11 protein-coding genes are annotated in these 12416 nt (G+C 40.9%); 6 read left to right on the top strand and 5 right to left on the bottom strand.

The genetic code is table 11. The features are described 5' to 3' along the window. Positions 1 to 11 precede the first annotated feature (11 nt). From H6G75_RS11615 to H6G75_RS11610, 3 genes are all read left to right on the top strand, one after another. Complete coding sequence (locus tag H6G75_RS11615) at positions 12 to 101, top strand: hypothetical protein (RefSeq protein WP_397331879.1); 90 nt, start codon at positions 12 to 14, stop codon at positions 99 to 101. An 83-nt stretch (positions 102 to 184) separates the two neighbouring features. Next, positions 185 to 307 (top strand): hypothetical protein, encoded by a 123-nt coding sequence (locus tag H6G75_RS33510; RefSeq protein ID WP_277884089.1) that lies wholly within the window; start codon positions 185 to 187, stop codon positions 305 to 307. Positions 308 to 319: 12 nt separating this feature from the next. Next, positions 320 to 2398, top strand: a complete 2079-nt coding sequence (locus tag H6G75_RS11610) for a family 10 glycosylhydrolase (protein WP_190980087.1) — start codon at positions 320 to 322, stop codon at positions 2396 to 2398. A 267-nt stretch (positions 2399 to 2665) separates the two neighbouring features. Here H6G75_RS11610 and H6G75_RS11605 read toward each other — a convergent pair whose 3' ends face one another. The 4 genes from H6G75_RS11605 to acsF all read right to left on the bottom strand — a co-directional run bounded on the left by H6G75_RS11605 (position 2666) and on the right by acsF (position 7290). Further along, entirely contained in the window at positions 2666 to 3097 is a 432-nt protein-coding gene (locus tag H6G75_RS11605; protein ID WP_190980086.1) for a CAAD domain-containing protein, read from the bottom strand. A gap of 418 nt (positions 3098 to 3515) precedes the next feature. Next, positions 3516 to 3977: a BON domain-containing protein gene (locus H6G75_RS11600; protein ID WP_190980085.1), complete on the bottom strand. Its 462-nt coding sequence runs from the start codon at positions 3975 to 3977 to the stop codon at positions 3516 to 3518. Positions 3978 to 4023: 46 nt separating this feature from the next. Next, positions 4024 to 5622, bottom strand: coding sequence for a general stress protein (locus tag H6G75_RS11595; RefSeq protein WP_190980084.1), 1599 nt, complete (start codon positions 5620 to 5622; stop codon positions 4024 to 4026). 591 nt (positions 5623 to 6213) lie between these two features. Continuing rightward, the gene (acsF, locus tag H6G75_RS11590; protein WP_190980083.1) at positions 6214 to 7290 is read right to left on the bottom strand and encodes a magnesium-protoporphyrin IX monomethyl ester (oxidative) cyclase; all 1077 of its coding nucleotides are present in this window, start codon (positions 7288 to 7290) and stop codon (positions 6214 to 6216) included. Between the two features lie 577 nt (positions 7291 to 7867). On the opposite strand from acsF, the gene H6G75_RS11585 reads away from it, so the two are divergent. Together H6G75_RS11585 and hemN are read left to right on the top strand one after the other, a co-directional pair. Further along, entirely contained in the window at positions 7868 to 8584 is a 717-nt protein-coding gene (locus H6G75_RS11585; protein WP_190980082.1) for a heme oxygenase (biliverdin-producing), read from the top strand. A gap of 449 nt (positions 8585 to 9033) precedes the next feature. Further along, positions 9034 to 10416: an oxygen-independent coproporphyrinogen III oxidase gene (gene hemN, locus H6G75_RS11580; RefSeq protein ID WP_190980081.1), complete on the top strand. Its 1383-nt coding sequence runs from the start codon at positions 9034 to 9036 to the stop codon at positions 10414 to 10416. A gap of 190 nt (positions 10417 to 10606) precedes the next feature. Here the strand turns inward: hemN and H6G75_RS11575 are convergent, their stop codons facing one another. Continuing rightward, on the bottom strand, positions 10607 to 11461 hold the full coding sequence (locus tag H6G75_RS11575; RefSeq protein WP_190980080.1) for a sulfurtransferase: 855 nt from the start codon (positions 11459 to 11461) through the stop codon (positions 10607 to 10609). A gap of 95 nt (positions 11462 to 11556) precedes the next feature. Here H6G75_RS11575 and H6G75_RS11570 point away from each other — a divergent pair, with 95 nt between their 5' ends. Continuing rightward, entirely contained in the window at positions 11557 to 12228 is a 672-nt protein-coding gene (locus tag H6G75_RS11570) for a LuxR C-terminal-related transcriptional regulator (RefSeq protein WP_190980079.1), read from the top strand. The last annotated feature ends 188 nt before the right edge of the window (positions 12229 to 12416 follow it).

Raw genomic sequence — 12416 nt, 5'->3', positions numbered from 1 at the left:
TTAATCAGAAGATTAAGCTCATTAAACGCAGGGCTTATGGCTTAACTAACTTTAATAATTTTAGAAGAAGGGTTTTACTAAATTGGTATTTCTGTTGTTAATTTAACATATCTAGTCTGGGAGAGCCATATTTTTTAGATAACAAAGCTTTTACGGACATAGCAAAATTATTTCCAGTTGAAGAATGACGGAGTTAGTTAACGCCAACTGTCACCGCAACCCAGAAAATGTTGCCAAATATGAAAATTTCTGCAAAAGTCCGGGAGGAATTGCGATCGCGCTGTTAGAATCCAGCCAAGCAAACTAATGGCAATCAACAATGGTCTCTACTACTGCACGCTTCTCAGACACTCAAAACCATTGGGCGCGTCCGTTTATTGAAGCCTTAGCAGCGCGGCGCATTTTAAATGGCTATCCCAACGGTACTTTTCGCCCCGATAACTCAGTGACGCGTGCTGAGTTTGCGGCGATAGTTGCAGCAGTGTTTACTGTCCCAGGGAAGCGCCAATATTCTCTTTTTGTTGATGTTCCTGCAAATCACTGGGCTGCAAGTGCCATCCAAAAAGCTTACGAAACAGGGTTTTTGACTGGCTACCCTGATAAATATTTCCGCCCTAATAATCGCATTGCTAGGGGTGATGTTTTAGTTTCTCTAGTCAATGGTTTAGATATAGCAGCGAAAATCCAAACTGACTTAGTAAACCAACTACCACAAATTTATCAAGACGCAGCTAACATTCCGGGTTATGCCAGAAATCAAATCGCTTTAGCCACGAGTGCAGGTTTTGTTGCCAGTTTCCCCAATATTAAATTACTTAATTACGCCACAGCTGCAACTCGCGGTGATGTGGCGGCGATAGTTTATCAAGCTTTGGTGTATCTGGGTAATGCCCAAAAGATATCTTCTGTTTATCTTGTAGTTCCACCAACCACAACACCCACGCCCACGCCCACACCGACTCCCACACCAATACCCACGCCTACGCCCACACCTAGACCCCCCGTATCTAATACTGTCAAAGTCAGCCATACACGCGAATTTCGTGGGGCTTGGGTAGCGTCGGTGTGGAATAGTGATTGGCCTTCTAAGGCGGGACTTCCAACAGCACAGCAGAGGTCAGAATTTTTAGAAATTGTCAACCAGTTGCAAGCACTGAATTTCAACGCTTTGATTTTGCAAGTGCGTCCTGAAGGTGATGCTTTGTATGCTTCGGAATTAGAACCTTGGAGTGCTTGGATTACGGGAACTCAGGGAAAAGCGCCCGAACCATTTTATGATCCTTTAGAGTTTGCGATCGCTGAATGTCACAAACGCAATATCGAAGTTCACGCTTGGTTTAACCCTTACCGTGCCAAAACTAGCATCAAGGGTTCTCCCAATGTCCGCCCCCACATTGCAATTACCCATCCAGAAGTAGTTTATCAGTGGGGCAATCAACTGTGGATGGATCCTGGCTCAAAAATTGTTCAAGATAGAGCCTACAATGTCATCCTTGATGTTGTCCGGCGCTATGACATTGATGCTATTCATTTAGACGATTATTTTTATCCCTATCCCATCCAAGGGCAATCTTTCCCTGATAATAAAACCTACGCAGCATACAGAGCAGCAGGTGGTTTATTAAGTTTAGATGATTGGCGACGCGAAAATGTCAATCAAATGGTTTTGCGGCTTTCGGAAGGAATCAAGACAACCAAGCCTCATGTCAAATTTGGGATTAGTCCATTTGGAATTTATCGCCCCGGACAACCTGCGGGAATTACAGGTTTAGATGCTTACAGTACACTGTATGCTGACTCACGCAAATGGTTAGAACAAGGTTGGATTGATTATTTAGCACCGCAACTTTATTGGCGAATCGACCAAAGCAAACAAAGTTATCCTGCACTACTGAGATGGTGGACAGAAGTTAATTCTCAGCAGCGACATATTTACGCCGGCAATAATCTTGGTCAACTAGATGGTAAAGCTTGGAAAGACGATGAAATTGATAAACAAGTCAAAATTTCCCGCAACTTAGCCAGTAACTTATCTCTAGGAAATATTTTCTTTAGTATGAGTGCGATTAATCAAAATCGGCGCGGTATTGCTGATCAATTCAAAAATTCTCTTTATTCTAGACCTGCAATAGTACCTGCTATGCCTTGGCGCAGTGCTGCTCAAGTTACCCCTCCCCAAGCCTTGCAATTTAAAGATGGTAAATTGAACTGGCAACCAGGAGATAATCAGCCTGTCAGGTCTTGGACACTTTACCGCCAAAGTGGTGATAGTTGGACTCTTCAGCGTATTTTATCTGCTGGTACAACCTTCGCCACAGTTCAACCTGGAACTTATGCTGTTTGTGCTGTTGATAGGTTGGCGAATGAGAGTTTGGGTGTAGTGATTACGGTGAGTTAGTGATATGGATAGACAAGGGAGATAAGGGGGACAAGGGAGACAAAGGGATATTGATAATTTAAAAAATACAATAATAAAGCGATGCGTTATGGCTGAAGCCATAACGCATCCTACTGGCGTGACAAGCCTTAAATCTTGCATTATAAATTTCTTGTGGGATGGGCTTCTAGCCCGTCCGGTGCGGGCAGGATGCCCACACCACAAGAGTCATTTTTATGCTCTATTTTAGTCTAGACACGCCACTACTAATTCAGACTTCAGATTTCTTCAATCTCCCAAAGTTTGGGCTGTTAAAGCGCGAATTTCAGCCCACAATTCTTGGCGAGTGGAAGCTTGTAAAAGATAACGAAATACAAACCAAGTCGAGTAAACAATGCCAATTAACTCTAAAGTGGGTTCTAACAGGGGTAGGTCGTTAATGGCATTGAGGATGGCGATCGCAACTCTCAGTATAACAGTAGCTGCTAAAACTAAAACTACAGCAATTAAAGGTAATTGATAAGCTTGCCAAAAGCGATTTAAATTATCGGGTAACTGATCTATAAACTGCGATATTTGGCGAGTTATTTGCTGCCATTGCGTCTCAGGTTCAGCCGCCGGTGGCAGTTTTGGTAAGTTTTGTGTATCTACACCTTCAATGGCTACTGTACTTGTTGAAGATGTTACATCTACAGAATTGAATTCTTGTTCAAGTGCCATATTTTTAGAATGTTACTAATCACAGAAATTGTACAAAGAAAGGCACAGAAAATGAAATAGCGGAATAAATCAAAGGTTATCTAAACTGTATGAGAAACTGCCTTATATAAATAAATTCTGTAGAGACGTTGTACACAACGTCTCTACAACAACTGAAAACTCACCTCTGATTACTCATCATAACGTTTTCGAGATTTGCTAAGTTATGTCTGTCACCAGCTAGTAAGGTCAGGTGGGTAATGCTCAACATGCTTGTCATACATGATTTTGATGTAATTTCATGACCTACCTTACTACTATTGATGTGAGGTGATTTGTGGTTATAGCGGTAGTCAGATATGTTAGGACAGTGAGAAAGCTTGAATGCAAATGATAGTAAGACTTTTCCTCCTACCTCCTACCTCCTGCTATAACTCAATTATTGTTTAGGAGCAGCAACAACAACTTTGTTAACTACGCTCTTCACACCTTTGATTTCTTGTGCTAGAGGCTGAATCTTATTCAGCTGATCCTGATTTTTGACAGTACCATTCACAGTGACTGTACCTTTTTCGTCAGCAGCAACTGTAAGCTGACCATCAGGAATGTTGGCTTCTAATTTAGAACGAACTTCACTAGCTAAGTCGCCTGTAGCTCTTTGGGTATCGCCACCAGTAGCATTGTTGCGTTGTTCTCGCGCCCGGATATCTTCATTTAGTTGTCGGCGGCGCAGTTCACTTTGAGCATCTTCTTTTGCTTCTTGAGTTGTTTGTGCAGCTGGAGAAGCAGGATTTTGACTTACTGTATCTGGTGCTGATTCGCTGGTTTTGGAAGGATTTTGGCAAGCAGCAACACCAAGAAGTAATAAACTACTAACAAAAAAGGGAGCTAGTTTTTTCATTGGTTTAATGATCAATAGATTGACTATGAAGGGTTTTTTGTTTTAGTTAAAGCAGGTCGTCCCGGCGATCAACAATGGTGACGGTGGAATCTGTGCGATCGCCTGTTACCGGATGATGAGTGTGGCCAGTTTCAATCACTGGGGTTTCTTGATGTCTTGTCCAATCCAAACCGCGATGGGATTCGGTATCAACATCAGTTGCATCAAAGATGTCAAAGTCTTCAATACCGCGACGTTGCAGAATTGTGCGAGCGTGTTGAATTTCTGCGTCTGTACCATCAACCATGACTAAGTAATCGCCGCGTTGGAAGCGATCGCTATAAACTCTTGCTCGGTCTTCAGGAATCCCTAATCCAACTAATGCACCAACCAAACCACCCGCAGCTGCACCAATCGCACCACCAGCTACAGTTGTGGCTAAAGCGGTTGCTAATGCACCACCAGCAATTACAGGCCCAATTCCGGGGATGGCTAATGCACCCAGACCAACTAATAAGCCGCCTAAACCACCTAATGCACCACCTGTTGCGGCTCCGGCTTTCGCACCTTCATCAGCTTTGTTACCGACACCAGCCACACCATGACCATTTGTGTCTTTAGCAATCAGTGAAACGCGATTCATGGGGAAACCAGCATCTCTCAGGTCATGTAGTGCGGCTTCTGCATCACGGCGGTGGGAAAATACACCTACAGCGCGGCGGTTCTGATGTAGGGTTGCATTGGAGGCTGTAGTAGCGTGGCTGTGGGGGTCAAAAATTTGCCACTGTTGAATTCTATGGCGGTTGAGAATCGCCGCAGCCCGATGAATTTCGTCATCTGTACCACTGACTGCAACGATGTAATCACCGTGATTGATGCGCTCGTTATAAAAGCGAGTACGGTCATCTGGTAATCCATAGCGCACTGCATCCAGGCGATCGCTATAATTTACCCCTCTTAAAGCTGCTTGATCAATTGACTCCCGATGAATCAAGGAAATTTGGCTCAGAGGAAAGCCAGCTACTCGTAAATCATTAATTGCGGCTTCTGCATCTTGACGCAGATTAAAGTAACCTAAAGCATGTTTAGCATAACCAGTTGTCTGATGAGCTTCATGAGTATGAGGATGGTTGTAAATACCATACTCTTCAATTCCTCGACGATGTAAGATAGCTTCAGCTCTGGCAATTTCATCATCTGTACCATCGACGATGACCAAATAACCACCGCGTTGGACACGTTCGTTATAAACTCTAGCCCGTTCTTCAGGGATTCCCAAACCAATCAAAGCGCCAATCAAGCTACCAGCAACTGCACCAATACCAGCCCCAGCAATAGTAGTAGCGATCGCTGTTGCCGTTGCACCAGCCAACATAATTGGCCCAATCCCAGGGATGGCTAAAGTTCCGAGACCAACTAATAAGCCTGTTAAACCGCCTAAAGCACCACCTGTCGCTGCACCCACCGCAGCACCTTCGTCAGACTTATCACCCACGCGATCGCTGACTTGTGTACCAGCAATCTCATCTCTACCATCAGCATCTCTAGCAATCACAGAGACTCTATCCATCGGAAAGCCAGAATTTCTCAATTCATGTAATGCTTCTTCAGCATCCCTGCGATTAGAAAATACACCTATAGATCGTCTCCGTACACCAACAACCATTTTCACTTCTCCTAATCAGTTAAAATCTTGTGATTACAAATTTATTGAGTTCAATAATCCTATTACTATCCTTTTTCGCTATAATTTTCCTCAATCTCGCGGCGTAATTTTCTTATCTATCAACAGATATACGTACGTAGATAATTAATCTACAGAACTTATTTTTGAAATAAAAAATGGCACTAATAACACACTTTTTACCTAAATAAATATCCCCGAATTATTTAATAAATCGGGGATATGATGTAGCAAAATAATTTATGATTATTTTATTAGCAACCATAGGACTAATATTCAACTTCTAAAAACAATTAGTTAATTTAGACAAGACTTCTTCCCTACTTTCTTGGCACACCAGTAAATTCGGGAATAAAACCGTATTCCTATAGTTAAGTATAAGAAATAAATTAAACCTAAATTGAAATGAACGGGTTTCGACACTTCGACAGGCTCAGTGCATCGCTCCGCTCAACCCTCTTTTATTAGGTCTATTGAGCATTGAGCGACTCGCCCTGAGCGTAGCCGAAGGGAGTCGAAATGCGTCTTCTAAATAATTGTGTCCACCTAAAAGCAATAGCTCAACAAAACCAATTAAAGAACTGTACCGCGTGTAGATTCGGTCTCAATTGGTTTAATTAGGTATAGCTGTAACATGTGCCAAAAAATAGCAACAATTGGCGGAATTTGTTGGAAAAATTTCACTATACCTGGCTGATTACTATTTTTAATTGCAGCTAGTTTCAAGTTATTTTCCGAACACTGTTCTAAGCGCCAGAAAAATAACGGGTGATTTGTATTCAAGATGAGGGGAAATGCCCGTGCAGAAGTGTTATTTGTCTCTTGAATAACTCTGTTGTTGTATTTACGAGGATGAATCCCAATCGTTTCGTAGAATGATGCGCGTTCAAATACAGTCATTGTATGGGTCGCAAACACAGTCAGCAAAAAGAACCGCACCCACAATTTTGCTGTCCAACTTTTCCAGAGTTTAGTTTGCGATCGCAACAACGCTTTAAAGAAATCTCCGTGGCGATTTTCGTCTTGACACCAACTCTCAAACTTACGGAACAACGGATAAAACTGATATTCTGGATGCTCTTGCATGTGCTGATGCACTAAGATATACCGCCAATAACCAATTTTCTCCGATAGGTAAACTGTGTAAATAACCCACTCTGGCGGGAAAAAGGTATATGTGCGGTTTTTGGTTAAAAAGTTTAAATCTAGTGACAAGTTCAAATCTGCCATTGATTTATTCAAAAACCCTGCATGACGAGCCTCATCCCGCGCCAAATATTCAAACGCTTGAGATAGCAACGGGTTATTTTTTTTCAGACGACGTGATAATTCTTTAAATAAAAGAAACCCAGAAAACTCCGAAGTACAAGAGCGTTCTAAAAAATCAATAAAGGCGCGGCGTTTTTCTCCTGTAATGTGATCCCATGATTGCTTAAACTCATCATCACGCACAAAGTGATGGCGGTTATAATCAGCCCGCAGTTCATCAATCACAGCCTTAATTTCAGCCTCATTAGCCGATATATCCAATCTTGCTACTGCATCAAAGTCTGTAGTGTAAAACCTGGGTGTTAATAAAGTTTCTGCAACAGGCGCTTTAACACCCGGCTTTAGCAATTGCGGCTCTGGGGTTGCAACTGAATCGACCATGAGACTCCTTTACATTATTTTATGTTTTAATAGCTATATAAGCATAAAATGTTGTTACTCCACATCAGTTAAATTATTGAAAAGCAAATTTCACGAGATAACCTTAATGCTTAGGCTTTTCAGGGTTGTAGCTGTGGTTTTACTGCTAATTTCCCCGCTTTTGAGTGAAGTAGCAATGCAACATCTCTAAATTTGTCTAAATATTGGGGAATATAAAGAAATATTAATAGCTGTATAGTTATACAAGTATTGATAGTTAAATGATTTTGGGAGAACAAAATCTCTTAAAACAGTATCGGCAATGGTAGTTGCTGGTTGAAGTGATAGTGATGCCGATACTTTTCCCCTCTACATCTAGAATAACAATCCTTATATCTCTGACGTAAATTCTTTTGAAAGTGGTGAGTTTTGAGTGCTGAGTGTTGTTCACTGAGCGACTTGTACCGAGCGAAGTCGAGGTAAGTCGAAGTGTGAGTGCTGAGTCATTAAAACCAACCTCTAGCCTCTAACCTCTAGCCTCTCACCCCTAATCCCCAGCCCCTCAAGTCAATGTAAGTCGGTGATAAAGGAATCCAAAATGAGTAGTAACCTAGCCCTCAAACTGCGTACTGGTACGCAAAAAGCCCACACCGCCGCCGAAAATGTGGGATTTATGAAATGTTTTCTTAAAGGTGTGGTTGATAAAGACTGCTTTGCGAAGTTTTTGGGTAACTTGTATTTTGTTTACAGTGAACTCGAAGCAGCATTAGCCAGCCAGCAAAATAACCCGGTAATTGGTGGAATGTACTTTCCTGAATTAAATCGTCAGGCAGCTTTAGAAACAGACATGGTGTTTTACTACGGCAGCAACTGGCGCAATTTAATCGCACCTTCCAACAATGGCAAAAAATACATCGCCCGCATTCAACAATTATCTGCTTATGAACCTGCATTATTAATTGGTCACGCCTACACGCGCTACATGGGCGACCTTTCTGGCGGTCAGATGTTACAAAAAATTGCTCAATCTACCCTCAAGCTGTCTGGCTATGAGGGTACTTCTTTTTATAACTTTGACCAAATTCCCGACAAAAAAGCATTTAAAGATAAATACCGTGAAGCTTTAAACGCTGTACCAGTAGATGATACGACAGCAGACAAAATTGTTGCTGAAGCCAATTATGCCTTTAGTTTGAATATGCAAATGGCTGAGGAACTAGAAGGAAGTTTAATTAAAGCGATCGGTCAAGTATTATTTAATAACTTGACTCGTGCAAGTAATCCTGGTAGTACAGAAGCAACTGCCACTAATTAATTTTCGCAAAATTTTGCTGTTTGGTTTGAGTCAACACATCATGCACTACAACTGATATCTAAACTAGACAGCAGCTAGTAGGAAAAGGCAGGAGGCGGAAGGCAGAAGGCAGGAGTAAATAAATATCTTACTCAGCATTCTTCTCCTTACCTTAATTGTTTGTGAGTGCCTGATTATTTCTCCTGCTTTGCACTAGCGCATACAAAATCTATGGGCAATTTGTTGGATTGTTGATATTGGTGAAAGTAACAAATTGCCGCTTCTATTAACCATATAGCTTTAGTCAGATAGGGCAGGAAACTTTGAGAATGTAAAAGCAGGAGTAATATTTTACCTTCTACCTTCTGCCTTCTGCCCCCTGCCTTCTGCCTCTAGCAATACAAACAAGTACTTAGGCTGATTTTTTGGAAGTTTGAAAATCTAGCCTAACCATTACATTGGAGGTTTTGATGGTATTCATATTACCCAGTGTCAAGTTTGATTTGGATTTGATCAAAAAGTACGACACAGCAGCACCGAGATATACAAGTTATCCACCAGCTACCGAGTTAAGCGAAACATTTACAACAGAGGATTTTCATACAGCGATCGCAGCTTCCAACCACAGAAAATCTCCGCTATCATTTTATTTCCACATTCCTTTCTGTCAAAGTGCTTGTTATTTCTGCGGCTGTAATACAGTAATTTCCAACAACAAGAATATTGCCAAACCTTATCTAGAACGTTTAGCACAAGAAATCAAGCAGATGTCTACCTTGATTTCTCCCGATAGAAAGGTGTTGCAAATGCACTGGGGTGGCGGTACACCAAATTATTTAGACCTAGAGCAAGTAGAATTTTTGTGGAAGAAGATTACACAGCATTTTGAATTTGACCCCCAAGCCGAAATTTCCATTGAAATTAATCCCCGCTACGTTGATAAAGAATATATTTTCTTTTTACGAGAGCTAGGATTTAATCGTGTGAGTTTTGGTATTCAAGACTTTAATAATGAAGTCCAAGTCGCTGTGAATCGCATCCAGCCAGAAGACTTGTTATTTAATGTCATGGATTGGATTAAAGCAGCCAAGTTTGATAGTGTGAATGTTGATTTAATTTATGGTTTACCTTATCAAACCCTGCACACATTTCGAGACACAATTAGAAAGACCGTTGCATTAGATCCAGACCGAATTGTAGTGTTTAACTTTGCTTATGTGCCTTGGTTAAAACCAGCACAAAAAAATATTCCCCCAGAAGCATTACCAAAACCGCAAGAAAAGTTAGAAATTCTCAAAATGACCATTGAGGAATTAACCAGTAGCCAGTATTTATTTATTGGAATGGATCATTTTGCTAAATCGAACGATGAATTAGCGATCGCTCAACGAAATCGCACCCTACAACGCAACTTCCAAGGCTACACTACCCACGCCGGCACAGATTTGTTTGGGTTTGGTGCTACATCAATTAGTATGTTGAACGATGCTTATGTCCAAAACCATAAACAACTCAAAGAATATTATCAAGCAGTTGATAATCATGTTTTACCTGTGAGTAAAGGGATCAAACTTACTCAAGATGACATTATTCGGCGCGAAGTCATCATGTGCATTATGTCTCATTTTCAGTTGTACAAACAAGATATTGAAGAGAAATATCACATCAATTTTGATGAATATTTCTCCCAAGAATTAGCAGCACTACAGCCATTAGTCGAAGATGGATTACTGAAATTATCTGCCCATCACCTGCAAATTACAGACATCGGCAGGTTATTAGTCAGGAATATTGCGGTTGTTTTTGATGCTCATAATCAAAAACAAGACAAACAATTCTCCCGTGCTATTTAACTCTGAACTGGCAACTATTTCAGAAACAATCCTAGAGTTAGTTTAGTTAATTTACAACTCCAACTCATCTTAAACTTGGATTTTGGTATCACTGTGTAAGTCCTAAGAAGAAAACAACACTAGATTAAGACTCTGATTTGATTTTGGAAAAAACCAGTACATTCAGACAAGGCTTTTTCCTACTTTCTACTCATTGTTTACACAAGTGATGAATAGGGACATGAGTTAAACGACTCCATTCATTCCAAGAGCCGTCGTAATTGCGAACATTTGGATACCCTAGTAAATACTTTAAGACAAACCAAGTGTATCCAGAACGACCACCGATCGCACAATAGGGAAAAATTTCTTTATCAGGTGTAATACCTTGGCTGGTATAAAGATTTTTTAGTTCAGCAAATGATTTAAAAGTACCGTCCTCATTCAGTGTCAGGATATGTTCCAGATGAACTGCGCCGGGGATATGTCCAGTGCGTTCATTGGCTTTGGGTGGTTGGTTAAAAAACCACTCGCCGTTGTACTCTTGAATTGTGCGGACATCTAACAAAATGCGTTCCTGTTGATGAATTGCAGTTTCAACTTCAGGATGTAAGACTCTCAAACTATGATCAGGCGCTTGGGGTTGATAATCAGTGGATGGAAATGTAGATAACTGAGTTGCGAGTGGACGATTTTCTGATTGCCATTTTTGATAGCCGCCATTGAGAACTCGGACATTATCATGACCAAAGACTTTTAATAACCAAAAAATCCAGCCGCCTATGCCGGGATAATTGCCATAAGCAATTACTATTGTATCATTAGTGATACCAGAGCGTGCCATGAGTTTGGCAAAAGCGATCGCATCTAAATTAATTTTGAAATCTGGTAAGAGCAAGTCTGTAAAAATATTCCAAAATACAGCACCTGGTAGATGAGCATTTTTGTAAGGCTCTGGACTTGTATCTACTTCAACAATACGAACATTCAGATCATAAAGATGATCTGCTAACCATTGAGTATCAACGATAACTGATGGATCAGCGTAATCAGAATTTGTAGTCATAGTTACTTTATCCCAAAATCTGCACTCAGTACTTTGCTCTAAGATAAATTTGGTAGTGGTATTGCTTCTAGACCTCGAAAGTGTACAATTTGCCTATGGTTGCGTTACAAGATATATTTCGGGCAATTGCTCAAGCTCAAGATGAACAGACATTGCGATCGCACATATCCACAGATATCAGTCAGTATTTTGCCGCTACACGCAGTGGGCTGTTTTTCTTTGATCAAACTCATCTGATTGACAAAGCAATACAAATTGCCTTGTCACCCCAATACAACCCAGTTGCACGCTACTTACTAGAACGCCACGCCCCAGTTCACGAAGCCTTAGTAGTCGAACCAAAAACATGGAAATTGATTTGTCCCCGTCCCGATCATTATCATGTCATGGCCGGGCCAATTGTCAGCACTGGTAAATTAGTTGGTGCATTAGGTTTTACCCGTCAACAAGATATACCTAGCTTCGATTCGCAAAATCTCACAGATTTAAGTGCGATTTGCCTGCATATTTCCACTTGGGTCACAATGAATAAATCCCCACATCCACCTTTACAAACAACAAATTTAACCCCTAGAGAAGTGGAAATTGCTACCCTAGTCGCGCAAGGGTGTAGCAATGCAGAAATAAGTCGTGAACTGTGGATTACCCAGAACTCTGTTAAACAAGCTTTAAAAAGAATGTTCCGCAAGCTAGAAGTTTCATCTCGCACACAAATGTTAGCCAAGCTTTCTACAATTACCCAGTTCAAACAACTACCAAAACACTAATTGTAATTTTCATGATGTAAATTAACTTTTGCTATTTCTTTAGATGAATTAAGAAATAGTAAACATTAATCAATCTCAAAATTTGGAGAGTTCAGATCATGTCCGGTTAATCAGTTATGATTCCAGAAATCTGTGCAGAAACGTTAAAACCATCTCCTCTGCTCCTCTGTTTCCGGTCGCCGAGCGAA

This window comes from Nostoc sp. FACHB-280 (assembly GCF_014697615.1).
Taxonomy (GTDB): domain Bacteria; phylum Cyanobacteriota; class Cyanobacteriia; order Cyanobacteriales; family Nostocaceae; genus Nostoc_B.
The sequence above is the reverse complement of the archived record's forward strand: the minus strand, read 5'-3'. Positions and strand labels throughout refer to the sequence as shown.

Bases quoted from the DNA above. Each gene is read 5' to 3' on its own strand.
- H6G75_RS11600 (WP_190980085.1), bottom strand. From the start codon at position 3,977: ATGAAAAAACTAGCTCCCTTTTTTGTTAGTAGTTTATTACTTCTTGGT.
- H6G75_RS11575 (WP_190980080.1), bottom strand. From the start codon at position 11,461: ATGACTACAAATTCTGATTACGCTGATCCATCAGTTATCGTTGATACT.
- hemN (WP_190980081.1), top strand. From the start codon at position 9,034: ATGGTATTCATATTACCCAGTGTCAAGTTTGATTTGGATTTGATCAAA.
- H6G75_RS11570 (WP_190980079.1), top strand. From the start codon at position 11,557: ATGGTTGCGTTACAAGATATATTTCGGGCAATTGCTCAAGCTCAAGAT.
- H6G75_RS11595 (WP_190980084.1), bottom strand. From the start codon at position 5,622: ATGGTTGTTGGTGTACGGAGACGATCTATAGGTGTATTTTCTAATCGC.
- H6G75_RS11610 (WP_190980087.1), top strand. From the start codon at position 320: ATGGTCTCTACTACTGCACGCTTCTCAGACACTCAAAACCATTGGGCG.
- H6G75_RS11605 (WP_190980086.1), bottom strand. From the start codon at position 3,097: ATGGCACTTGAACAAGAATTCAATTCTGTAGATGTAACATCTTCAACA.
- H6G75_RS11585 (WP_190980082.1), top strand. From the start codon at position 7,868: ATGAGTAGTAACCTAGCCCTCAAACTGCGTACTGGTACGCAAAAAGCC.
- H6G75_RS33510 (WP_277884089.1), top strand. From the start codon at position 185: ATGACGGAGTTAGTTAACGCCAACTGTCACCGCAACCCAGAAAATGTT.
- acsF (WP_190980083.1), bottom strand. From the start codon at position 7,290: ATGGTCGATTCAGTTGCAACCCCAGAGCCGCAATTGCTAAAGCCGGGT.